At 71.4% G+C, this 22,518-nt stretch carries 20 protein-coding genes and 1 tRNA gene; 5 read left to right on the top strand and 16 right to left on the bottom strand.

From position 1 onward, the window contains the following. Positions 1 to 35 precede the first annotated feature (35 nt). Complete coding sequence (locus AB0230_RS10030) at positions 36 to 311, bottom strand: hypothetical protein (protein WP_315995297.1); 276 nt, start codon at positions 309 to 311, stop codon at positions 36 to 38. A gap of 63 nt (positions 312 to 374) precedes the next feature. On the opposite strand from AB0230_RS10030, the gene AB0230_RS10025 reads away from it, so the two are divergent. Both AB0230_RS10025 and greA read left to right on the top strand, forming a co-directional pair. Beyond that, positions 375 to 770: a DUF4307 domain-containing protein gene (locus AB0230_RS10025; RefSeq protein WP_315995296.1), complete on the top strand. Its 396-nt coding sequence runs from the start codon at positions 375 to 377 to the stop codon at positions 768 to 770. A gap of 106 nt (positions 771 to 876) precedes the next feature. Further along, a complete protein-coding gene (greA, locus tag AB0230_RS10020) occupies positions 877 to 1,368 on the top strand; it encodes a transcription elongation factor GreA (RefSeq protein WP_295840371.1) in 492 nt (163 codons plus the stop codon). Between the two features lie 445 nt (positions 1,369 to 1,813). Here the strand turns inward: greA and ilvA are convergent, their stop codons facing one another. Then, positions 1,814 to 3,043: a threonine ammonia-lyase gene (gene ilvA / locus AB0230_RS10015; RefSeq protein ID WP_363392254.1), complete on the bottom strand. Its 1,230-nt coding sequence runs from the start codon at positions 3,041 to 3,043 to the stop codon at positions 1,814 to 1,816. After that, positions 3,040 to 4,230 (bottom strand): AI-2E family transporter, encoded by a 1,191-nt coding sequence (locus AB0230_RS10010; RefSeq protein ID WP_366375515.1) that lies wholly within the window; start codon positions 4,228 to 4,230, stop codon positions 3,040 to 3,042. The genes ilvA and AB0230_RS10010 overlap by 4 nt, the downstream gene beginning before the upstream one ends. A gap of 69 nt (positions 4,231 to 4,299) precedes the next feature. Between AB0230_RS10010 and AB0230_RS10005 the strand changes: the two genes are divergently transcribed. Then, a complete protein-coding gene (locus AB0230_RS10005; protein WP_366375513.1) occupies positions 4,300 to 5,541 on the top strand; it encodes a crosslink repair DNA glycosylase YcaQ family protein in 1,242 nt (413 codons plus the stop codon). Positions 5,542 to 5,586: 45 nt separating this feature from the next. On the opposite strand, the gene AB0230_RS10000 is transcribed toward AB0230_RS10005, so the two are convergent. The 11 genes from AB0230_RS10000 to AB0230_RS09950 form a co-directional block, all read right to left on the bottom strand. Then, entirely contained in the window at positions 5,587 to 6,156 is a 570-nt protein-coding gene (locus AB0230_RS10000; protein WP_315995292.1) for a LemA family protein, read from the bottom strand. 102 nt (positions 6,157 to 6,258) lie between these two features. After that, positions 6,259 to 6,331: transfer RNA gene (locus AB0230_RS09995), tRNA-Leu, on the bottom strand. Positions 6,332 to 6,545: 214 nt separating this feature from the next. After that, positions 6,546 to 7,946, bottom strand: a complete 1,401-nt coding sequence (locus tag AB0230_RS09990; protein ID WP_315995291.1) for an FAD-dependent oxidoreductase — start codon at positions 7,944 to 7,946, stop codon at positions 6,546 to 6,548. Further along, entirely contained in the window at positions 7,943 to 9,262 is a 1,320-nt protein-coding gene (locus AB0230_RS09985) for a S8 family serine peptidase (RefSeq protein WP_363392259.1), read from the bottom strand. Before AB0230_RS09985 ends, AB0230_RS09990 begins: the two co-directional genes overlap by 4 nt. Beyond that, positions 9,259 to 9,777, bottom strand: coding sequence for a DUF501 domain-containing protein (locus AB0230_RS09980; RefSeq protein WP_315995289.1), 519 nt, complete (start codon positions 9,775 to 9,777; stop codon positions 9,259 to 9,261). Before AB0230_RS09980 ends, AB0230_RS09985 begins: the two co-directional genes overlap by 4 nt. Before the next feature lie 100 nt (positions 9,778 to 9,877). Next, positions 9,878 to 10,495, bottom strand: a complete 618-nt coding sequence (locus tag AB0230_RS09975) for a septum formation initiator family protein (RefSeq protein ID WP_366375510.1) — start codon at positions 10,493 to 10,495, stop codon at positions 9,878 to 9,880. Positions 10,496 to 10,791: 296 nt separating this feature from the next. Continuing rightward, positions 10,792 to 12,072 (bottom strand): phosphopyruvate hydratase, encoded by a 1,281-nt coding sequence (gene eno / locus AB0230_RS09970; protein ID WP_315995287.1) that lies wholly within the window; start codon positions 12,070 to 12,072, stop codon positions 10,792 to 10,794. 62 nt (positions 12,073 to 12,134) lie between these two features. Continuing rightward, entirely contained in the window at positions 12,135 to 12,815 is a 681-nt protein-coding gene (locus AB0230_RS09965) for an O-methyltransferase (RefSeq protein ID WP_366375508.1), read from the bottom strand. Between the two features lie 31 nt (positions 12,816 to 12,846). Continuing rightward, positions 12,847 to 13,638 (bottom strand): cytochrome c oxidase assembly protein, encoded by a 792-nt coding sequence (locus AB0230_RS09960; RefSeq protein WP_366375506.1) that lies wholly within the window; start codon positions 13,636 to 13,638, stop codon positions 12,847 to 12,849. A 123-nt stretch (positions 13,639 to 13,761) separates the two neighbouring features. Continuing rightward, positions 13,762 to 14,571 carry an SGNH/GDSL hydrolase family protein gene (locus AB0230_RS09955; RefSeq protein WP_315995284.1) on the bottom strand — a complete coding sequence of 270 codons (810 nt, stop codon included), beginning with the start codon at positions 14,569 to 14,571 and terminating at the stop codon, positions 13,762 to 13,764. 115 nt (positions 14,572 to 14,686) lie between these two features. Beyond that, on the bottom strand, positions 14,687 to 16,129 hold the full coding sequence (locus AB0230_RS09950) for an MFS transporter (protein ID WP_363579561.1): 1,443 nt from the start codon (positions 16,127 to 16,129) through the stop codon (positions 14,687 to 14,689). Positions 16,130 to 16,251: 122 nt separating this feature from the next. On the opposite strand from AB0230_RS09950, the gene AB0230_RS09945 reads away from it, so the two are divergent. Next, a complete protein-coding gene (locus AB0230_RS09945) occupies positions 16,252 to 17,109 on the top strand; it encodes a helix-turn-helix transcriptional regulator (protein WP_363392271.1) in 858 nt (285 codons plus the stop codon). Positions 17,110 to 17,154: 45 nt separating this feature from the next. Here AB0230_RS09945 and hisS read toward each other — a convergent pair whose 3' ends face one another. Both hisS and AB0230_RS09935 read right to left on the bottom strand, forming a co-directional pair. Beyond that, a complete protein-coding gene (gene hisS, locus AB0230_RS09940) occupies positions 17,155 to 18,402 on the bottom strand; it encodes a histidine--tRNA ligase (protein WP_366376223.1) in 1,248 nt (415 codons plus the stop codon). Between the two features lie 127 nt (positions 18,403 to 18,529). After that, complete coding sequence (locus tag AB0230_RS09935; RefSeq protein ID WP_366376221.1) at positions 18,530 to 19,135, bottom strand: MazG family protein; 606 nt, start codon at positions 19,133 to 19,135, stop codon at positions 18,530 to 18,532. Positions 19,136 to 19,471: 336 nt separating this feature from the next. Between AB0230_RS09935 and AB0230_RS09930 the strand changes: the two genes are divergently transcribed. Further along, entirely contained in the window at positions 19,472 to 22,144 is a 2,673-nt protein-coding gene (locus AB0230_RS09930; RefSeq protein ID WP_366375503.1) for a phosphoenolpyruvate carboxylase, read from the top strand. The last annotated feature ends 374 nt before the right edge of the window (positions 22,145 to 22,518 follow it).

The raw sequence follows: 22,518 nt of genomic DNA, 5'->3' as shown, positions 1-22,518 counted from the left end.
GGAGGCTTCGGATGCCGCGGGCTCGCGGCCGTGGGTCAGCGGCGCGGAGCGGCCGGGTCGATGTCCTCGTCGTCGACGTCGCTGGCCCGCTCCGCTGCGAGCGCCTGCTCCTCGGCGTCCAGTTCCGCGTTGACCTCTTCGCGGTAGCGGCCGCGACGGATGCGACGCAGCATGTCCCACACGAGGAGGAACACGGCGATGCCGATGAAGGCGATCGCGGCGAATCCGAGCGGCCCGGGCGTGACGATCGACTCGTCGGGGGTGACGGCCGGGGAGGGCGTTGTCGCGAGAGCGACGATCACGGGGTGCATGGAGACCTTCTATCCGGGCGGAAGCGCGTAGCCTGGAAGTCCAGCCTAAAGCCCGGAGAGAGCATGACGACGCACGCCCGACTCGACGACCGTTACGGGCGCACGCGCTCTCCGCGACGACGTATCGTCGGCTGGTCCATCGTGGGCGTCCTCGCCCTCGGCGCGATCGGCTTCCTGGGCTGGACGACGGTGTCGAGCAGCCTGAACTCGGTGACCGCCACCGACACCGGCTACACCGTGGTGGACGACCGCACCGTCACCGCGACGTTCCAGATCACCGCGCCCACCGGCCGACCCGTCGCCTGCGCCCTCGAGGCCCGCGACGAAGAGCACGGAACCGTGGGCTGGCGCGTCGTCGAGTACCCGGCATCCGAGGACCACACGCGGGCTTTCACCGAGGAGATTCCGACGCTGTCGCTCGCGACCACGGGTTTTGTCAACGCCTGCTGGGTGCCGTAAACTCGCGGAATCACGACGCGCCCCGGCACGATGCCGGGGCGTTCGACATATCCCCCGCCGACGGCCCGACACCGCCCGCCGTCAGCGCCTCGACGAAGGAGTAACCGTGTCCAACGACGCTCAGGTGACGTTCCTCACGCAAGACGCCTACGACCGCCTGGCCAACGAGCTCGAGCACCTCTCGACCACGGGTCGCGAGGAGATCGCCAAGCGCATCGAGGCCGCTCGCGAAGAGGGCGACCTCAAGGAGAACGGCGGCTACCACGCCGCGAAGGACGAGCAGGGCAAGCAGGAGGCGCGCATCCGCACGCTGCAGCAGCTGCTGAAGGATGCCAAGGTCGGCGAGGCCCCCGAGAGCCACGGTGTCGTGGAGTCGGGAACCGTCGTCACCGCCGTCGTCGCCGGCGGCGAGGAGAAGTTCCTCCTCGGCAACCGCGAGATCGCCGCCAACTCGGAGCTCGACGTCTACAGCGAGGCCTCGCCTCTCGGGGCCGCCATCCTCGGCCTCAAGGAAGGCGACAAGGGCTCGTACACCGCGCCCAACGGCAAGGAGATCTCGGTCGAGATCGTCAAGGTCGAGACCTACTCCGGCCAGTAAGCCCGGTCCGCCCGCGAGCCGCTCCCCCGCCACCGGGGTGGCGGCTCGCGGCGTTTCGGGCGGCCTGCCGTGCACGACGGCACCAATGCCCGTCGCTCGAGCGATCCGCCCCCGCCCGAGCATGTGCCCTCGGTCCGTCGGCTGCCCACGCTCCGCGATCCGCCCACGCTCCGCGATCCGCCTCTGCGGGTCAGTCGCCCAGGCTCAGCAATCTGCCTCCCCTCAGCCCGACTCACGGCCCTCCAGCTGACCGAGCGCAGATCGCCGACGCTGCAACCCCCACGAGGCCCCCGCCAGGAATCTGCGCACGCTCAGCAATCTGCCTCCCCTCGGCCCGGACGACGGCCCCGCGACGCAGCGTGCGTACATCGCGGAGGGGACGACCCCGGAGCCGGTGACGATCGCCGCCGAGGTCGGCCCGGGACGACGCGACCCGTCGCCGACGTCAGTCCGGGACGACGGTCGCGACGAAGCCGGCATCCTCGAGCGTCTTGATGACCAGCGCGCGGTGCTCGGCGCCGCGGGTCTCGACGCTCAGCTGCAGGATCACCTCGCTGATCTGCAGCCCCTGCCCGTGCCGCGTGTGCAGCACCTCGATGACATTCGCCCCCACCTGCGCGAGGAGCTCCGAGACGCGGGCCAGCTGGCCCGGGCGGTCGGGAAGCGGAATGCGCAGCGACATATAGCGACCGGATGCCGACAGCCCGTGCGCCACGACGCGCTGCAGCAGCAGCGGGTCGATGTTGCCGCCCGAGAGGATCGTGACCGTGGGACCGCTCGCCCTGACCTTGCCCGCGAGGATCGCCGCGACACCCACGGCGCCGGCCGGCTCGACCACCTGCTTGGCGCGCTCGAGCAGCACAAGCAGTGCGCGGGCGATGTCGTCCTCGGTGACCGTGACGACCTCGTCCACATACTGCCGGATGAGCTCGAAGGGAAGGTCGCCCGGCCGCGCGACGGCGATGCCGTCGGCGATGGTCGGGGTGGTCTCGACCTGCATCGGGTACCCGGCGGCGAGGGAGGACGGGTAGGCGGCGGAGTTGTGCGCCTGGACGCCGATGACGCGCACCTGGCGCCCCTCCGCGGCCGCCCGCGCTTTGACCGCCGCCGCGACACCCGCGGCCAGCCCGCCGCCGCCGATACCGACGATGACGGTCTCGAGGTCGGGCATGTCCTCGACCAGCTCGAGCCCCAACGTCCCCTGCCCCACCACGATGTCGCGGTGGTCGAACGGGTGGATGAGCACCGCGCCGGTGCGCTCGGCGAATTCCGCGGCCAGGCGGAGCGGGGTCTCGACCGTCGCCCCCTCGAGGATCACCTCGGCGCCGTAGCCGCGCGTCGCGAGGAGCTTGGGCACGGGTACACCCAGGGGCATGAAGATCGTCGCCGCGATCCCGAGCTGCTGCGCCGCCAGAGCGACACCCTGAGCGTGGTTGCCGGCCGACGCGGCCACGACTCCACGGGCGCGCTCCTCGGCCGTCAGGCGCGACAGCCGGTATGTCGCCCCGCGGATCTTGAACGAGCCGGTGCGCTGCAGGTTCTCGAGCTTGAGGTTGACGGGCACGCCGAGCAGGTCGGTCAGGTGAAGCGACTCGTCGAGGGGCGTGCGCGTGATGATGCCGCGCAGAGCCTGCGCGGCATCCTCGAACTCGGCCAGGGTGGGAGTGTCGTTCATGATCTCCTTCCGCGCTCACGCGGGACGGTCTGCCAGATGAGATCTCGGGATGCCAGGGCCTGCCCGTCGTGCTGCCAGGCCTTCGAGCTGAGGTAGACGGCGACGACGTTGACGAAGGCCGCGAGGGGCACGGCGAACAGGGCACCGGCGATCCCGCCGATCATCGCGCCGCCGGCGACGACGAGCACGACGGCGAGAGGATGCACCTTGACCGCGGAGCCCATGAGGATCGGCTGCAGCACGTGGCTCTCGATCTGCTGGACGCCCAGGACGACGATCAGCATGAACAACGCGACGAGCGGACCGTTGTAGACGAGGGCGATGAACACCGCCAGGGCCCCGGTGGCCACGGCTCCCACGAACGGGATGAACGCGCCCAGGAACACGAGCACGCCGATCGGGATCGAGAGCGGGACACCGAGGAGGAACGCGCCGAGCCCGATGCCGATCGCATCGATGGTGGCCACAAGCAACTGCGTGCGGGCATAGCTCTTGACGGTCCGCCAGCCCGCGCGACCCGCGCCGTCGACCGCCGGTCGGGCGACACGGGGGAACAGGCGCGTGGTCCACCGCCAGATCCCCCCGCCGTCGGCGAGCAGGCACAGCAGGATGAACAGGGTCAGCAGCACTCCCGTGCCGACGTGGCCGAGAGTCGTCCCGATGGCGAGGGCGCCCGTCCACAGCACCTCGGCCTGCTGCTGCAGGAAGGTACCGGCCTGCCGCAGACCGTCGTCGATCTGCTGCGCGCTCAGGTGCAGGGGCCCGTCGATCAGGTACTGCCGGAACTGCGAGACGGCGTCGACCGTGCGCTCCCGGACCGACCCGAACTCGCGCGTGATCTGCCAGACGGCCAGCCAGACGAGTCCGGAGATGAGGGCGATGGTGCCGAGCACCGTCACGACGATGGCGAGCCACTTGGGCCACCGGTGCCGCAGGAGGAAGGAGAACGCGGGCCACACCAGCGCGGTCACCAGGATCGCCACGAACAGGGGCACCACGAGGAGCTTCAGCTGGATGACGAGGAAGATCACGACGCCGAGAGCGGCGGCGATCACGAGCAACCGCCAGGCGTACGCGGTGGCCTGACGAAGCGCCGGAGGGACCGGGGGCTGAAGGTCGCTCGAGACGGTGCGCCGCTTGAGGGCGTCGAGGAACGATCCGCGGGGTTCGGGATCGGTTCCACTCATCCCGTCAGCCTACCGCCGCGCACCCCCGGCGAACGCTGGATGTCGGAGGCGGTGGATACGGTGAAAGGCATGACCACGACGCTCCGTCGCGCCGATGCGCGCCGCATCGCCCTCGCCGCCCAGGGCTTCGCGAGACCGCGGCCCGAGACGGTCGGCACGCGCCAGATCACAGCGACCCTGCGTCGCATGCGCATCCTGCAGATCGACTCCGTCAACGTCTTCTCCCGCTCGCACTACATGCCGTTGTTCGCGCGCCTCGGCGCCTACGACACGGCCCTCCTCGACGCCCTCGCCTTCTCGCGCCGCCCGCGCTGGGTGGAGTCGTGGGCGCACGTGGCATCCCTCGTCTCCGCGGACGACTGGCCGCTCCTGCAGTTCCGCCGCGACGACCTGCGCCGCAAGTACGGCGACGACGCGTGGGCGCGGGCCAACGAGCCCCTCCTGCAGTGGTTGCGCGACGAACTCGCCGAGCGGGGGCCGCTGCGGCCCGCGCAGATCGATCACGACGCCCGCAGTGGCTCTCGCGGGTCGTGGTGGGGCTGGGACGACGTCAAGAACGGCCTCGAGCGCCTGTGGCTGTTCGGCGAGGTGGCCATCGCGGGGCGCCGCGGATTCGAGCGTCGGTACGCTCTGGCATCCGACGTGCTGCCTGCGGCCGCGCTCGAGACGCCCGTGCCCCGGGCCGATGCCATCCGCGAGCTCGTTCGGAGGGCGGCGGCGGCCTACGGCGTGGCGACGGCGTCCGACCTGGCCGACTACTGGCGCATCCGCGATCGGCCGGCGGTCACGGCGGCCATCCACGACCTCGTCGACGCGGGCGAGCTCCAGCCCGTGCAGGTCGAGGGATGGTCCGTCGCAGGCCGCCCCGCCAAGGCATGGCTGCATCGCGACGCGGCACGGCCCCGCACGGTCGACGCCACCGCGCTGCTCACGCCGTTCGACCCCGTCGTGTGGTTCCGCGATCGTGCCGAGCGCCTCTTCGATTTCGATTACCGCATCGAGATCTACACCCCGGCACCGCAGCGCCGGTTCGGCTATTACTCGCTTCCGGTGCTCGTCGGCGACGACGTCGTGGGCCGCCTCGACCTCAAAGCCGACCGCGGGGCGAATACCCTGCGGGTGCAATCGGCGTGGTGGGAGCACGGTGTCTCCCCGGATGCCGCGGAACGCGTCGCCGCCGAGCTGCGCACCGCCGCGCGATGGCAGGGCCTGGAGCGGGTGACGGTGTCGCGATGGGGAGACGCCGCCGATGCGATCGCCGGCGCGCTCTCGGCCGAGCGGCACGAGCACCCCGACGGGCGCTCCACGTGAGATGCGCCCCCTCCGTCGAGCGGAGAGGGCGCATCTGCGAGAAGGTCAGAACTGCACGCGAGGCGGCTCGGAGATGGCCGCGCCGTCGATGACCTCGAAGAACTCACGCTCGTGGAAACCGAGCTGACGGGCGAAGAGGTTGTTCGGGAACACCTTGATCTTGGTGTTGAGCTCGCGCACACCGCCGTTGTAGAACCGGCGAGAGGCCTGGATCTTGTCTTCGGTGTCGACGATGGCCTGCTGCAGCTTGAGGAAGTTCTGGCTCGCCTGCAGCTGCGGGTAGGCCTCGGCCACGGCGAACAGCGACTTCAGCGCCTGCTGCATGTGGCCCTCGGCGACACCCGCCTCGGCGGGGCTCTCGACGTTCAGCGTCTCGGCGCGGGCGCGGGTGACGTTCTCGAAGACCGCCTTCTCGTGCGCCGCATAGCCCTTCACCGTCTCGATGAGGTTGGGCAGCAGATCGGCGCGACGCTTGAGCTGTACCGTGATGTCACTCCACGCTTCGTCGACGCGCACGTTGAGCGAGACGAGGGCGTTGTAGGTGGCCCACAGGTAGATGCCGGCGATGACCAGGATGCCGACGATCACGATGACCGGTACGAGCCACTCCCACATAAGTCCCCACACTCCGTTCGAGAGATTGCCCTTCAGTGTAACTGCGGGCCGGTCGGCGTGACGGAGCCGGGCGGCGACTCCCAGCGGATGCGATGGATGCCGTACCCCCGGTGGGACTCGAACCCACACTGAAGCGATTTTAAGTCGCCTGCCTCTGCCATTGGGCTACGGGGGCCCGGCTCCCACCGTAGCGCGGGGCGGCAGCGTGGCCGTCGTCCCGCGGACCGCGGCCTTCACCTGCGAACCCCGGATGCCGCGACCCGGCGCGCCCGTCACGACGTCCGCAGAAGGGCCTCGCCCCGACCCTCCCGCGGCGCGAGCCGGCGGCGACCTCTCACGCGGAGACCCCCGCACCCACACGGGGCACGGGGGTCTCGAAATCGATGACGTTACTTCGCCGCGACGGGCTCGGCCTTCTTCTCGGCCGGGGCCGGGGCGTCGGCCGCGGGAGCCGCCGGGCGCGGACGTGCCGCGAACTCCTCGAACGCCGCGCGGGGCTTCTGCACGGCCTCGAGCGACACGACCTCACGGCCGTGGACGAAGTTCTGCATCCAGTCGCCGATCACGCGGAACTTGCGCTCCCACGTGGGCATGGCCAGACCGTGGTAACCGCGGTGGGCGAACCAGGCGATCAGACCGGTCAGGGCGATGTTGCCCGACTGGAACGCGCCGTTGTACAGGCCCAGACCGGCGACGGCGCCGAGGTTCTTGTGGTTGTACTGCTTGGGCTCCTCACCGCGCAGCACGGCCACGAGGTTCTTCGCCATCAGCTTGCCCTGACGCACCGCGTGCTGCGCGTTGGGAACGCAGAACCCGCCGACGCCGCCACCCGACAGGTCGGGAACGGCCGAGACGTCACCGGCGGCCCAGGCGCCCTCGACGATCTCCTCGTCGGTGCCGACGCGCAAGTCGGGACGGGTGCGGATGCGACCGCGCTCCTCCACGGGGAGGTCGCTGCCGCGCACCACCGTGGGGTTTGCCATGACGCCCGCGGTCCAGATGATGAGGTCGGTGGGCAGCTGCTCACCGGTGGACAGCTCGATGACGCCGTCCACGGCGCCCTTGACCTGCGTGTCAAGGTGCACGAAGGCACCCTTCTTCGCGAGGTCGGCGAGCACCCACTCGCTCGTCTTCTGCGACACCTCGGGCATGATGCGGCCCATGGCCTCGATGAGGTGGAAGTGCGTGTCGTCGAACGACAGCGTGGGGTACTGCTTCAGCAGCGACGACGCGTAGGCGCGCAGCTCGGCGAACACCTCGATGCCGGCGAACCCGCCACCGACGACGACGACCGTCAGAAGGCGGTCGCGCTCGGGACCGGCGGGCAGCACCGATGCCTTGTCGAAGTTCGACGTGAGGCGGTCGCGGATGGCCACGGCCTCTTCGATGGTCTTGAGACCGATGGCGTTGTCGGCGATGCCGGGGATCGGGAACGTGCGCGAGACGGCACCGGCGGTCACGACGATCTGGTCGTAGCCCTGCTCGAAGGTCTCGTCGCCCGCGATCGGGGTGATCGTGGCGGTCTTGGTCGCGTGGGAGATGCCCGTGACCTTGCCCGCGATGACGGTGGTGCGCTTGAGGTGGCGGCGCAGGCCGACCACGACGTGGCGCGGCTCGATCTCGCCGGCGGCCACCTCGGGAAGGAACGGTTGGTACGTCATGTACGGCAGCGGGTCGACGAGCGTGACTTCGGCCTCGTTGCGCCCGAGGAGCTTCTCGAGCTTCCAGGCGGTGTAGAAACCTGCGTAGCCCCCACCGACGATGAGGATTCTGGGCACGGTAGTGGTCACGATGGGAGGGACTCCTCGTTTGTGGTGCGGCTCGGCTCGCGGGAGGTGCGCGCCTGTCGGATTCGCCGGGCAGCAGCACTGACGCCGAGCGCAATCATTATAGCGGCCAGCGTGGCACCCCCGAGCGGCAGCGATCCGTAGAGCACGCTATCGCGTGAAGGCAGCAGAGGCGAACCGGCCTCGGGTGCGGATTCCACCGGCGGCAGAGCGGGGATCTCGACAGGGCTCGCCGTCGGTTCGGGCGCCGGCTCCGCGTCGGCGCGACGGTAGAGGCGGATCCATTCCTTCAGACTGCCCAGCGGGTTCTCGCTGACGGTATCGACCCTCGCCGACACCGCGCCGGCGGCATCCACCAGTCCGTAGCCGTACAGCTTGTCGGGAACGCTCGTCGCCCCGGCCGCGGGCTTCGCGGTCTGGATCAGCCGGTTGAGCACGTTGTTTGCGTCGAGGTCGGGGTGGGCCGAGCGCACCAGCGCGGCGATGCCCGCGACGATCGGCGCCGCCCCGCTCGTCCCGTTCCAGCCGACGAGGGTGCCGTCGGAGGAGACGCCGATGAGCCGCTCGCTGGGGGCGGACAGCCCGATCGTGATGCCCTGGGTGGAGGCGCTGCTGCTCGCGGTGCCGTTCGGGTCGACGCCGCCCACCGCGAGGACGCCCGGGATGGTCGCCGGGGCGCCCACGCGGTCGGTGCCACTCCCCCGGTTGCCTGCGGCGACGACCACGACCACGTCGTGATCGAAGGCGTACTCGAACGCGGTGTCCCAACTGGTGTCCCAGTCGAGGGTGTTGGTGGTCAGCGAGAGGTTGATGACGGTCGCGCCGTTGTCGACCGCCCACGTCATCGCCTCGGCGATCTGCTCCGAGAACGGCTTCGTGCTCGACGCGCCGAATCCGACCGAGATCGACAGCAGCTCGGCCTCGGGCGCCACGCCGATCATGCCGCGTCCGTTGCCCGTGCCGCGCGCCGCGGCGAGCGAGGCGACCCAGCTGCCGTGGTTGGCATCCACCGCTCCCACCGGCGTGCGCCCGTCGGACGCACCCACGCCGGAGACGTCGGTGCCGCCGGCCACCGCGCCGGTGAACTCGGCGGGACCGCGGGCGATCCCGGTGTCGATGATGGCGATCTTCTGCCCCGCGCCGCGGGTGGTCTTCCAGGCCTCCCGCACGCCGTACTGGTCGAGCCAGTACTCCGACGCGCGCACCGAGTCGGTGGGGTCTTCCGGCACCGGGCCCTGTGTCGCCGCGGGAGACGCCGTCGCACCGGTCATCACCGCCATCAGGATGACGGATGCCACGGCTGCGACGACGCGCTTCATCCGCCGGCCCCGGGGCTTTCGCAGACGCAGCGATCGGGCGACCAGGTGCCGCGCTCGAGAGCCCGGTCCCCGATCGGATTGACGCCCGGGCCGGCCGCCAGGGCGTGCCCGGCGAGAGCGTGCAGGCACTTCACGCGTGTCGGCATCCCCCCCGCCGAGATGCCCGCGATCTCCTCGGGCTCGCCGTACGCCGCACGGTCGCGCAGGTAGGCCTCGTGCGCGAGACGGTAGTCCTGCTGCAGCTCCTCGTCGGAGGCGAGTTCGTCGGAGAACTCCTTCATCACGTGGCCGGCCTCGAGCACCGACATCGCCGCGGTCGCTGCGGGGTGCGTCAGGTAGTAGAAGGTCGGGAACGGGCTGCCGTCGTCGAGCCGCGGCGAGGTCGCCACCACGGTCGGATTGCCGCACACGCATCGCGCGGCGATGCCGATGACCCCGCGCGGAACACGGCCGAGCTGCGCCTGCAGAACGGCGAGGTCGGCGTCGGAAGCGGGGGGAAGAGGTGCGGTAGTCATCCCTGACAGGGTACCCGGCGTGTCCGACACCGCGCCCGGTGCGGGCGGCGCCCGGCGCGGCTGCGGCTGGACCCGGCATCCGAGGGCGACCGGGGGGCGGTCAGCCGGTCGGCGGCTCGGTCGGGGCGGGGTCGGGCACGCCGATCTGGAGCGACGGGACGGCCACCTGCGCCGCACCGGACGCAGCCACCGAGCGCACGAGCTGCGCCATCCAGTCGGTGCGCGTCTGCCCGACGTCTTCGCTGACGTCGGCCTGCTCCTGGGGTGTCGCCGAGGCGGGCAGATCGTTGTCGATCAGGTAGACGACCTCGCCGGGGAAGGTGTAGCCCAGCCGCTCACGCGCCTGGGTGCGGATGTACGCCGGGTCCGACCACCGCTCGCGCTGCGTCTGCAGGTCGGCGACCTCCGACTGGCTGAGGGCGACGGCGCTGCGCAGTGCCTGGATCTGCTGGCGCTGGTCCATGTACGTGCCGACGGTGGGCACGAGCACGAAGGTGCCCAGCACGACCAGACCCAGCATGATGACGACGAAACCCGAGATGCGCACCTTCCCGAGCCACTCGCGCACGTCGACGCGCGGTCCGCCCGCCGACCGGGGCGGGGCCGTCGGGCGCCGCGAGGCGGTCGGATCGGGCTGGCGGCGCGGCGCCTTCTTGCCGGCGGGCGGCCGGGGGGCGGTCGTCTTGCGGGGAGGCAGTGTCGGTCGGTCCACGTCCATCCCCTCTCATCCGCCGGTGCACGCATGCCCGGACCGCAGGCGAGTCTACGTCGGCGGTCTCGGCGTTCCCGGTGGGCCACGCCGCGTGCTCGGTGGCCGGTGCCACGGGGTCGGCCCCCGCCGCGCGCCACCTGAAGCGGATGCCACGGGGTCGGCCCCCGCCGCGCGCCACCTGAAGCGGATGCCACGGGGTCGGGCTCGCGAACGCGGCCCCACCCCGCGGCGCGACATGGTCGTCGCCGGAAACGACGAAGGAGGGGGAGCCCGTGGGCTCCCCCTCCTCGGATGTCAGACGCTCAGCCCTTGAAACGGGGGAACGCCGAGCGGCCCGCGAAGACCGCGGCGTCGCCGAGGTCTTCCTCGATGCGCAGCAGCTGGTTGTACTTCGCGACGCGCTCGCTGCGCGCCGGGGCACCGGTCTTGATCTGGCCGGCGTTCACAGCGACCGCGAGGTCGGCGATCGTGGTGTCTTCGGTCTCGCCCGAGCGGTGCGAGAGCATCGAGGTGTAGCCCGAGCGGGTCGCCAGCGAGATCGCGTCGAGCGTCTCGGACAGAGTGCCGATCTGGTTCACCTTGACCAGCAGCGAGTTGGCGACACCGAGGTCGATGCCCTGCTGCAGGCGCTTGGGGTTGGTGACGAACAGGTCGTCGCCGACGAGCTGCACCTTGGAGCCGATGGCATCCGTCAGCTTCTTCCAGCCGTCCCAGTCGTCTTCGGCGAGGGCGTCCTCGATCGTGACGATCGGGAAGTTCGCGACGAGGTCGGCGAAGTAGTCGACGAGCGTGTCGACGCTCCACTCCTTGCCCTCGACGGTGTACACGCCGTCCTTGTAGAACTCGGTGGCGGCGACGTCGAGGCCGACGGCGATGTCCTTGCCGGGGGTGAAGCCGGCCTTCTCGATCGCACGGATGAGGAAGTCGAGGCCCTCGCGGTTGCTGGGCAGGTCGGGGGCGAAGCCGCCCTCGTCGCCGAGACCGGTGTTGTAGCCCGCGGACTTCAGCTCGCCCTTGAGGACGTGGTAGACCTCGGTGCCCCAGCGCAGCGACTCGCCGTAGGTGTCGGCGCCGATGGGCGCGAGGAAGAACTCCTGGAAGTCGATGCCGTTGTCGGCGTGCTCGCCGCCGTTGATGACGTTGAACAGCGGGACGGGCAGCAGGTGCGCGTTCGGTCCGCCGAGGTAGCGGAACAGCGGAAGGTCGGCGCTGTCGGCGGCGGCCTTGGCCACGGCGAGCGAGACGCCCAGGATGGCGTTGGCGCCGGTGCGCGACTTGTTGTCGGTGCCGTCGGTCTCGATGAGGATCTCGTCGATGATGCGCTGCTCGCTGGCCTCGACGCCCTCGATGGCGGGGCCGAGCTCGTCGACGACCGCAGCGACGGCCTTGAGCACGCCCTTGCCGCTGTAGCGGCTCTTGTCGCCGTCGCGCAGTTCGTAGGCCTCGAACGCGCCGGTGGACGCGCCGGAGGGGACGGCCGCCCGCTGGACGATTCCGTCGTCGAGGAGCACCTCCACCTCGACGGTCGGGTTACCGCGCGAATCCAGGATCTCGCGCGCGTTGACAGCCTCGATAAGTGCCACGAAGGACTCCTCGTTGGTTCTTGGGTGGAAGAGGGTGGAGCGTCGTCGGTCCACCGTCGAGTCTAGTGACCCGTCCCGCCGGGCGTGGGGTCGACGATGATCGCCACCGCGATCCCGTCCCACCCCTTGCGATCGAGGGTCTGCAACGCCGTCGCGTCGAAGCGCGGGTCGCTTCCGAGCATCTCGACGCCCCGACGAGCACCCTGCACCTTCGAGTCGGCGGTCCCGGCATCCGCCACCTCTCCCCCGCGCACGACGTTGTCGAGCACGACGACCGTGCCGGGGCGGCCCAGGCGCGCCGCCCAGTCGAGGTATCTGGTGTTCGACTCCTTGTCGGCGTCGATGAAGACGAGGTCGAAGGGGTCTCCCCCGTCGAGAGTCGGCAGCACGTCGGTGCCGCGACCGAGCAGGATGTCGACGCGCCCGGCCACTCCCGCCCGCTCCAGGTTCGCCCGCGCGACGGCGGCGTTGGCCGGTTCGGCCTCGATCGTCACGACGCGCCCGTGCGCCCCCACGGCCCGGGCGAGCCAGATGGTGGAGTATCCGCCGAGGGTGCCGATCTCAAGCACGCGGCGAGCGCCCGCGATACGCGCGAGCAGGTGCAGGAACTTCGCGTTCACCGGCGCGACCTCGATGGCGGGCATGCCGGCGTCGTGCTGTGCGCGCAGCGCCGCGTCCAGCGCGGGGTCGGAGCGGACGAGCGTCTCGGTCAGGAACGCATCGACGTCGTCGGAGGTGGGCACCCCTCCACCCTGGCGCGGCGGAGGGTGCGGGTCAACGCTCGCCGCGGAGGTGCGCGCGGGTCATCTCGTCGTACTCGTCGTCGGAGAGGTCGTCGAAGCCCTTCGCCTCGACGCGGTCCGACCGCATCCATCGGATCATGAGGATGACGAGGATCGGCACGTCGGCGAACTCGGCGATGAACCAGATCATGTCGCCCGCGAGGTGCTGGTCGTGCAGCAGCGACGGCCACCACGACACCGCCTGCGCGGCATCCGGGACGAGATCAAGCACCGAGTCGTTCAGGCGCATCAGCAGCCCCGGCACCGAGTCGATGAGCAGCTCGACGAACGCGAGCAGGAACTCGATCGCGATGAACGTGCCCGTGTGGACCGCGCCGAGCGCCATCATGGGCAGCACCATCGCCGACCCCACGAGCGGCACGACGACGCCGAGAGATGCCTCGACGAGGGGATTCACGCGCAGGATGCCGGCCACCGGCGTGAGGAAGAGGCAGAACACCGCGGCGATGACGACGGTGGCCACCATCGCGTTGCCGAAGACGCGCGTGACCCGTGCGGCCAGGAGGCGCTCGCGCACACCCCGGGGGACGAGGTCGAGCGGGCGTCCGGCGGCGATCCCGGCGGGGACGGCGAAGATCAGCAGCGCGATGCGGGTCGAGAACGCCCACCGCAGCTGCCCCGAGTACACGCCGAGGAATCCGAGCTCGATCACGGCGTACGGCAGCAGCCCGAGGGCGAAGAAGCCGATCGTGCGCCGGAGCGGCCAGGGCTCTCCCCGGCGACGCGACCGCCGCACGGCGAGCAGATAGGCCGTGGATGCCACGAGCAGCACGCCGAGCGTGAGGGGATCGGCGCGCCAGGTGCGGAGGAAGACATCGACGGGAGGCGTGAGGGAACGCTAGGCCGAGCAGCTATGCGGGAGCCGGGACCCGGTCCCCCGCAGCCCTCAGCGCTCCGCCCTGACCACGACCGGCGCGACCTCCAGCGCCGCCAGGACCGCCGGCAGCAGCGCCTCCGCGGTACGGCGGTACCCCAGGGCGCTCGGGTGGAAGCGGTCGACGCTGAACATCTCGTCGGGACGCTCGGCGAAGACCGGTCCCACCGCTCTCGCCAGCGCGACGACGCGACCTCCGGACCGGTGCACGGCCGCGGCCTGCGCGGCGGCCAGCTGCCGCGACGATCGCGCGGCCAGCGCCCGGAGCGGCTGCGGGATCGCCCGCAGCGTGCCGAGGTCGGGGCAGGTGCCCACGACGACCGGGATCCCGCTCCCCCGGAGCGCGCGCACGATCTCCTCGAGCTGCCCCGCGGAGCGGGAGGCCGGGATGCGGTGCGTCACGTCGTTCCCGCCGACCACGATGACCGCGGCATCCGGACGGTACCCCTCGGGCAGCGCCGCGAGCTGTCCGACCAACGCCGAGGTCTCCGACCCCACGACCGCCTCGGTCCGCAACCGCACCGGTCGCCCGGCCGCGCGGGCGATGCCCTTGGCCAGACGCGCCCCGAGGGTGTCGCGCCGATGTGCGGCGCCCAAGCCGGCCGCGATCGAGTCGCCGAGCAGCAGCAGCTCGACCGGGGGCCCCGGGTGCTTCTTGCGTCGCCAGACCCGGTCGGCGTCGAGCGCCTGCTCCCCCAGTGGTTTGCCGATGCGGCGCCGTGCGATCGCCGCCTGGCGGGCGATGAGGGTGCGCAGCCCCACGGCCCCGGCGCCCAGCAACGCGATCGCGGAGGCGGCGGTCACGGTCACCGGACGACGCATGCTCCGATGAGACCGGCCCGCGGTGAACGGCCGGTGGACACACCGTGACAGCGCGGCGACGGCGGGCTCCCGGCATCCTGGGTCTTCTCCGGATGCCGAAGCCCGACGCACCGATTCAGCCGGCGACGCGAGCGCCCCGCGCCCGCAGCACGAGGGCGAGAGCCAGCACCGCCACCGCGAGACCGATGTCGAGCGCGAGACCGGCGAGGAGTTCGTCGCGGCCGGCCGCGCCGGTGAAGGTCACGACACCCCCGATGACGATGACGCCGAACGACAGCGCGAGTTGCTGGGCGGTGCTGAACATTCCACCCGACAGCCCCGCCGCCTCGACGGGCACTTCGCGCACGACGAGCTGCGTGAGCGGCGAGAAGATGAGCGCCTGACCGACGCCGAGCAGCACGAGCGCCGGCTGCAGCCACAGCCCGATGTCGCTGCCCCACGCGACGCCGAGGGTCGCCGCCATCGCGATGAGGGCGACGATCTGCACGCTGACCCCGAGCACGAGCGTCGCGTCGCCCAGTCGGCTCTGCACCCGCGCGACCGCGAGCGACATGGCCGCGAACACCACGGCGAACGGCAGCAGCGCGAGCCCCGCCTGCAGGGAGCTGAGCCCGCCGGCCTCGACCGCGCGCGGGAAGACGTAGAGCAGAGCCGAGTAGCCGGCGAAGAACAGCGCGGCCGCGAGCAGGCCCAGCTGCAAGGGACGCAGGCGCAGCACGCTCGGCGGAAGCAGCGGCACGCGCCCCGACCGCTCGATGCCGTTCTGGTGCCGCCACATCGCCACGAGGGCGACGGCGGCGACGACAAGGGCGATCGCGACGGGCCACGACCAGTTCCACACCGGCCCGAAGGTGAAGGCGACCGAGGCCGCCAGGATGCCGACGGCGAGCGCCGCGGTGCCGACGAGGTCGATCGCGACCACCTCGTGCGAGCGGGAGCGGGGGGCGAGGGGCGCGAACGAGATCGCCGCGACCGCGATGAGGGCGACGACGACGAACACCGCGCGCCAGCCTTCGACGGGACCGAACGACAGGGCCGCGAGCGCACCACCGGCCACCTGCCCCACGGCGGCGCCGATCCCGCCGCTCGCCCCGAAGGCGGCGATCGCGCGGGTGCGCGCCGCTCCGCGCGAGGTCGCCTGGATGGTGCCGAGGACCTGGGGCGTGCACAGCGCCGCCCCCACGCCCTGCACCACTCGGGCGGCGATGAGCGTCTCGATGGAGGGCGCGAGGGCGCAGGCGATCGCCGACACCAGGAACAGCCCCATCCCGAGCGTGTAGAGGCGGTGGCGCCCGAAGCGGTCCCCGAGTCTCCCGCCGAGGATCAGCAGGACCGCGAACGGGATGCCGTACGCCGCGATGACGAGCTCGAGGGCGACGTCGCCGGCCCCGAACCGCTCGCGGAGCGTGGGGAGGATCACGGTGACGGCGTTGAAGGCGAACGTGCCGGCACCGGGGCCGAGCAGGAAACCGAGGTAGCGCCAGGTCGGCACGTCGTCGGCCTGGGGGCGGATCGGCGTCGGGGCGCTGCCGGTCGCCGGTTGTGCGGAGGTGGTCATGGTGCCAGCATGGAGCGCGTCGCATCCTGGTACCAGGAGCCCGCTCATCCTGGTACTGCCACCACTCCTCACGGGGCGGATGCAGGACGCAGGCGGTTCTAGGATCGCCGGAGGAGGATGCCATGACACGGTCCGACGATGTCCGCGCGGAATTCGCCGCGTTCCTGCGGAGCCGCCGCGCGCGCCTGCGCCCCGCCGACGTCGGCCTGCCCGACGGGACGCGCCGCCGGGTCGCGGGGCTGCGCCGCGAAGAGGTCGCGCAGCTCGCCGGGGTGGGGCTGACCTGGTACACCTGGCTCGAGCAGGGGCGCCCGATCGCCGCCTCGGCCCAGGTGGTGACGGCGATCGCCCGCGCGCTGCTGCTCAGCGACGACGAGCGCGACCACCTCTTCGACCTGGCCGACCTCCCCCTCCCCGACCGCGCGACGCGGACGTGCGTCGGGCAGACCCACCTCGACCTACTCGAGAAGCTCCTGCCCTACCCCGCCGCGGTGCAGACCGCGCGCTTCGACATCCGCGCGTTCAACCGTTCCTACCGCTACCTCTTCGACGACCTGGACGACCTGCCCGTCGACCGCCGCAACTGCGCCGTCCTGCTCTTCACCGATCCGGCGTGGCAGCGCGCCCACGTCGACCTCGACCACGCGCAGCGACGAATCGCCGCGCGCCTGCGCACCGCCTACGGCCGCCACCACGACGAGGCGTCGTGGCAGCGCTTCGTGGCCGAACTCGAGGCGATGTCGCCGCGCTTCGGTGAGCTGTGGCGATTGGGCGACGTGGGCGGGGAGCGAAACGCCCTCAAGCATTTGCTCCACCCCCGCGTCGGCGAGCTGCACCTCGAGATGTCGAGCCTGTGGATCGACGAGGCACTCGGCTCGCGCGTGGTGTGGTTCTCTCCTCGGGATGCCGCGACCGCCGAGCGCCTCGAACGGCTCGCCGCGGAGCGTCCGAGCGAGGCTCTGGTCAGCGTGGCGGCGTGAGGTCCCGGCGCGGCGCCGACCTCGGCCGCCCCGGCGACCCGAGCCTCACGACAGGGGCTTGAGCTCCAGCGACTCCACGGTAGTGTCGGACCCCACGGAGGCGAACGCGGTGTACCCGTCGGCCGCCGACCGCTCCAGCAGGGCCTTCATGTTCTTCACCCGCTGCTCGAGACGCACGCGCGCCCCGTCGGCGATGAGGCGGCCCTTCAGCGCGACCAGCCGATCGAGCGGAACGTCCCGGTCGTGCACGAGCACGACGGAGCGATCCCCGTCGGCCTCGTCGTCGGGCAGCAGGTCGACGATGCGCTCGAAGCCGATAGAGAAGCCCACCGCCGGCACCTGCTGGCCGAGGAACCGACCGATCATGCCGTCGTAGCGGCCGCCGCCGCCGAGCGAGTAGTCGACGCTCGGGTGCGCGAGCTCGAAGATCGTGCCCGTGTAGTAGCCCATGCCGCGCACGAGGAACGGGTCGAACACGAGCGGTGCGTCCGCACCGCGGGCGGCTGCCACCGTCTCCCCCAGGGCGACGAGGTGGGCGATGACCTCGTCCGGGATGCCGTCGGGCAGGGCCGCGCGGATCCCCGCGTCGTCGAAGGTCGGCGCACCCGCCGGCCGCTCGAGGTACGCAGCGAGGGCGTCCACGGCCGCGGGGGTCGCCGCGCGCTCGCGCAGCTCGGCGATGACGCCCGAGGGGCCGACCTTGTCGAGCTTGTCGATCGTGATGAGCACACCGGGGCGCTCGTCGGGGGCGAAGCCGAAGACGTCCAGCATGGCGTCGAGCACGCGTCGGTCGTTCACGCGGATCGATCCGCCCTCGAGGCCGAGCGCGTCGAGCACGTCGAGGCTCGCGATCATGAGCTCCGCCTCGGCGCGCGCGGACGCGTCGCCGATGATGTCGATGTCGCACTGCAGGAATTGGCGGTAGCGCCCCTTCTGCGGGCGCTCGGCCCTCCAGACGGGAGCCATCTGGATCGCGCGGAACACCGTCGGCAGCTGCGCACGGTTCGTCGCGTAGAAGCGTGCCAGCGGAACCGTGAGGTCGTAGCGCAGGCCCAGGTCGGCCAGCGCCGCCGGGTCGTCGGCCGCGGCGCGGATGCCCTCGGCATCCATCCCTCGCTTCAAGATGCTGAACGACAGCTTCTCGTTATCCCCCCCGAGACCGGCGTGCAGACGCGAGTACTCCTCCATGACGGGCGTCTCGATCTCGTCGAAGCCGTGCGCACGGTAGCGCTCGCGGATGACGGCGAGCACGCGCTCGCGACGGGCCTTGTCAGCGGGGAGGAAGTCGCGCATGCCGCGCGGCGGATTCACGGATGCCACGGTCCCATTGTTCCAGGCTCGAGCGCGGTCGAACGCTCCACCGAGACCGCATGCACGTGCCGAGACCGTAGGCGGATGTCGTCCTGCGCCTGCGGTGTCGTCAGCCGGCTGCGGTCTCGGCGGCCCGCACGTCGGCGCGAACGGTGCGCAGGCGCTCGCGCAGTGCGCGCTCGGCGTCCCAGCCGCGCTCCCGCGCGAGCTGGACGAGGGCGAGCAGGGCGTCACCGAGCTCGGCCTCGGAGGCGGGGTCGGCGAGTCGGTGATGCGGGGCGGGAACCCCGACCTGCGCGGCCTTGCCGATCACCTTCTGCGCGAGGCTGAGCGAGGGCATGTGATCGCTGACACCGTCGAGCACGCTCGTACGCTCGCGCTTCTCGGCCGCCTTCGCCGCGTTCCAGTGCACGAGCACCTCTTCGGGCGTGGATGCCACGGCACCCGCGAAGACATGGGGATGCCGCCGCACCATCTTCTCGGTCAGACCGCGCGCCACGTCGTCGATGTCGAAGGGGTCGTCGGGGTCGCCCGCCGCGATCTCCGCGTGGAACAGCACCTGCCAGAGCAGATCGCCGAGCTCCTCGCGCAGGTCGGCGCGCGTGCCCGCCTCGACGGCGTCGATGACCTCGGCACTCTCCTCGACGAGATAGGGCACGAGGTCGCGGTGGTCGATCTGCTGCGTCCACACGCACCGTTCGCGCACGGCGTGCATCGTCCGGGCGGCTTCTCGCAGGGCGTCGTCGCTCACGGTGTCTCCCTCCGCGGCCCCCGACGGGCCCGCTGTCGACGAGTATGCCCCGCGGAACTCTCGCGCGGCGCGCTCCTTCCCCGTTTCGTGGCCGTCGCGGTCGAGGCGGGGCCTGCGCCGCCCCGCGCGAGGTCGTCGATATCGACGTGACCGGAAAGACGGATGCCGATCCCGGAACGGGCCGAAATCCTGCGGCCCTCGCCACCCGTAGCCGGATATTGTCCGGAATACGCCGTGCGAGACCGCGGCCCCGCGTCACACGTGATCTGCGCGCAACAGGACGCGGATAATCTGGGGCGTGTGCGTGAACTGACCCCGACCGAGGCGATCGACCTCGTGGGCCGCTTCGAAGCCGGCCAGGAACTGCCCGAACAGATGCGCGCCGACGTGCGCCTGCTCGGATCGCTCCTCGGCCGCGTCCTTCAGGAGAGCGGCTCCCCCGGACTGTACGACGACGTCGAGCGGCTGCGCACGGCGACGATCCAGGCCTACACCGATGAGACGCCCGAAGCGTTCGAGCGGGCGGCGGCCATCGCCGACGGCTTGTCGATCGAGCGTGCCGACGAAGTGGCACGCGCCTTCACGGCGTACTTCCACCTCGTCAACCTCGTCGAGGAGCACCAGCGCGTGCGCGTGCTGCGCGAGCGCGGCGATCGCCCGTCGCGCTCCGGCACCCCCGACACGATTGCGACGGCGTTCGAGCGTCTCGCCGGCGAGGTCGGCGAAGAGACAGCGCTCGCGCGCCTGCAGGCCCTGCGCTTCCACCCCGTCTTCACCGCGCACCCCACCGAGGCCCGCCGCCGAGCGATCTCGACCAGCATCCGCCGCCTGTCCGAACTGCTCGCCGAGCACGACGACGCCGCCGGCAACGACAGCGAGAGCCGCCGTGCCGAGCGTCGCATGCTCGAGGAGATCGACACCCTGTGGCGCACCGCCCCGCTGCGGCGCGAGAAGCCGTCACCGGTCGACGAGGTGCGCTCGGTCATGGCCGTCTTCGACGAGACGCTCTACACCGCGGTCCCGCGCGTGTACCGCCGTATCGACGACATCCTCCAGGGCGAGAACGCCGGCGCCCGCGCGCCGATCGTGAAGCCCTTCGTGCGCGTCGGCTCCTGGGTCGGCGGCGACCGTGACGGCAACCCGTTCGTCACGGCATCCGTCACCCGCAAGGCGGCCGCGATCGCCAGCGAACACGTGCTCCTGGGCCTTGAGCGCACCACACAGCGCGTGGGACGGGGATTGACCCTGGATGCCGAGACCACTGCGCCCAGTGACGCCCTCGTCGCCCTGTGGCACCGTCTGCGCGCCGCCGACGAAGACGCCGCAGCGGAGATCGCCGAGCGCTCGCCCGACGAGCCGCACCGGCGCATCCTGCTGCTGCTCGCGCGGAAGATCGCCGCGACCCGCACGCGGAACGCCGACCTCGCCTACCGCGACCCGGAGCACCTGCTCACCGACCTTCGGACCGTACAGGACTCGCTCGTCGCCGCGGGTGCCGCGCGTCAGGCGTACGGCGCTCTGCAGCGCCTGGTGTGGCAGGTCGAGACCTACGGCTTCCACCTCACCGAACTCGAGGTGCGCCAGCACTCGGCGGTCCACCGCAAGGTGCTCGACGAGCTGCGCGCGGGCGGTGCCCGCAGCGAGCAGGCCGACGAGGTCCTCGAGGTGTTCCGCTCGATCGCCTACGTGCAGGAGCGCTTCGGCCCCCGCGCCGCCGGCCGCTACATCGTGTCGTTCACGCAGTCGGCGGAAGACCTCGCGAACGTGCACGAGCTCGCCTCCTACGCGATGGGGCCGGGCGAAGCGCTGCCCGTGCTCGACGTCATCCCGCTGTTCGAGACTTTCGCCGACCTGCAGGCGGCCCCCGGCATCCTCGCCGAGATCGTCTCGCACCCCTCGTTCGTGAGCCGCCTGGATGCCACCGGCCGCCGCCTCGAGGTCATGCTCGGCTACTCCGACTCGTCGAAGGACGTCGGACCCGTCGCCGCCAACCTCGCGCTGTACGAGGCCCAGGCCGAGATCTCGACATGGGCCGAGGCCGAGGGCATCGAGCTCACCCTCTTCCACGGTCGCGGCGGAGCGCTCGGGCGCGGCGGAGGACCGGCGAACTCCGCCATCCTCGCGCAGCCCCCGCACTCGGTCGACGGCCGCTTCAAGCTCACCGAGCAGGGCGAGGTCATCTTCGCGCGCTACGGCGACCCCGACATCGCCATGCGACACATCGACCAGGTCGCGGCGGCCGTGCTCACGGCGTCCTCCCCCTCCATCGAACGCCGCAACCGCGGGGCGGCGGACGCCTTCGCCGACGTCGCGAAGAAGATGGACGTCGCCTCGCGCGAGCGGTTCTTCGCGCTGGTGAAGGCTCCGGGCTTCGCGCCGTGGTTCGCGACGGTCACGCCGATGGAGGAGCTGGGGCACCTGGCACTGGGCTCGCGGCCCGCCCGTCGCGGTCTCTCGGTGGAGTCGCTGGAAGACCTCCGAGCGATCCCGTGGGTGTTCTCCTGGACGCAGGCGCGTATCAACCTCGCCGGTTGGTTCGGCCTGGGCACGGCGCTCGACGCCGTCAACGACGAGCAGCGTCTGCGAGAGGCGTACGAGCAGTGGCCGCTGTTCCGCACGATGATCGACAACGTCGCGATGAGTCTCGCGAAGGCCGACGAACGCATCGCCCGGCGCTACCTCGCCCTCGGTGACCGCGACGACCTCGCCGACCTCGTCATGGACGAGATGCTGCTCACCCGCTCCTGGGTCGAGCGGATCACCGGCGGCGACCTGCTGGGGAACAAGCCGATCCTGCAGCGGGCCGTCAAGATGCGCAGTCCGTACGTCGACGCACTGTCGCTCCTGCAGCTGCGCGCACTGCGCGCCCTGCGGGACGTCGATGCCGAGAACCCGACTCCGGATGCCGAGCACCAGCGCCTACTCCTCCTCTCGGTGAGCGGTGTCGCGGCCGGCCTTCAGAACACCGGCTGAACCGCTCCACCCCCCGCGATGCGTCGGCCCCTCACCCGGGGTCGGCGCATCGTCGTTTTCCGGCGGCGTCGATGCGCACACGACCTTCGGTGGCGTCGATATCCACACGACCGCGCGAGCACGACGACGCCACCACGACGACGTGACGACGACGTCGAGCGACGGCGTCGGGCTGAACGTGCGGTTCTGAACCCAGGTGTGCGAAGGCATGCCGCGTCCGCGGGCTGTTGCCACGCACAGCGTGACCGCGCGCCGACGTACACCAAACGGGTCGCTCCGCGGGTACGGCGAAGCGCCGGTACGCGTCCCCCTCCGATACCAAAAGGAAGGGGGGTGCGTACCGGCGCTGTCACCGTACGGGCAGAATGTGCCCG

This window comes from Microbacterium sp. NPDC089190, assembly GCF_040701795.1.
In the GTDB taxonomy this organism is placed as follows: domain Bacteria; phylum Actinomycetota; class Actinomycetes; order Actinomycetales; family Microbacteriaceae; genus Microbacterium; species Microbacterium galbum.
This window is presented reverse-complemented; position numbering and strand designations above follow the sequence as displayed.

What these genes read in the sequence shown, in the direction of transcription:
- AB0230_RS10030 (WP_315995297.1), bottom strand. Translation starts at nt 311, where the DNA reads ATGCACCCCGTGATCGTCGCTCTCGCGACAACGCCCTCCCCGGCCGTC.
- AB0230_RS10025 (WP_315995296.1), top strand. Translation starts at nt 375, where the DNA reads ATGACGACGCACGCCCGACTCGACGACCGTTACGGGCGCACGCGCTCT.
- ilvA (WP_363392254.1), bottom strand. Translation starts at nt 3,043, where the DNA reads ATGAACGACACTCCCACCCTGGCCGAGTTCGAGGATGCCGCGCAGGCT.
- AB0230_RS10010 (WP_366375515.1), bottom strand. Translation starts at nt 4,230, where the DNA reads ATGAGTGGAACCGATCCCGAACCCCGCGGATCGTTCCTCGACGCCCTC.
- AB0230_RS10005 (WP_366375513.1), top strand. Translation starts at nt 4,300, where the DNA reads ATGACCACGACGCTCCGTCGCGCCGATGCGCGCCGCATCGCCCTCGCC.
- AB0230_RS10000 (WP_315995292.1), bottom strand. Translation starts at nt 6,156, where the DNA reads ATGTGGGAGTGGCTCGTACCGGTCATCGTGATCGTCGGCATCCTGGTC.
- AB0230_RS09985 (WP_363392259.1), bottom strand. Translation starts at nt 9,262, where the DNA reads ATGAAGCGCGTCGTCGCAGCCGTGGCATCCGTCATCCTGATGGCGGTG.
- AB0230_RS09980 (WP_315995289.1), bottom strand. Translation starts at nt 9,777, where the DNA reads ATGACTACCGCACCTCTTCCCCCCGCTTCCGACGCCGACCTCGCCGTT.
- AB0230_RS09975 (WP_366375510.1), bottom strand. Translation starts at nt 10,495, where the DNA reads ATGGACGTGGACCGACCGACACTGCCTCCCCGCAAGACGACCGCCCCC.
- AB0230_RS09955 (WP_315995284.1), bottom strand. Translation starts at nt 14,571, where the DNA reads ATGCGTCGTCCGGTGACCGTGACCGCCGCCTCCGCGATCGCGTTGCTG.
- AB0230_RS09950 (WP_363579561.1), bottom strand. Translation starts at nt 16,129, where the DNA reads ATGACCACCTCCGCACAACCGGCGACCGGCAGCGCCCCGACGCCGATC.
- AB0230_RS09945 (WP_363392271.1), top strand. Translation starts at nt 16,252, where the DNA reads ATGACACGGTCCGACGATGTCCGCGCGGAATTCGCCGCGTTCCTGCGG.
- hisS (WP_366376223.1), bottom strand. Translation starts at nt 18,402, where the DNA reads ATGCGCGACTTCCTCCCCGCTGACAAGGCCCGTCGCGAGCGCGTGCTC.
- AB0230_RS09935 (WP_366376221.1), bottom strand. Translation starts at nt 19,135, where the DNA reads ATGCACGCCGTGCGCGAACGGTGCGTGTGGACGCAGCAGATCGACCAC.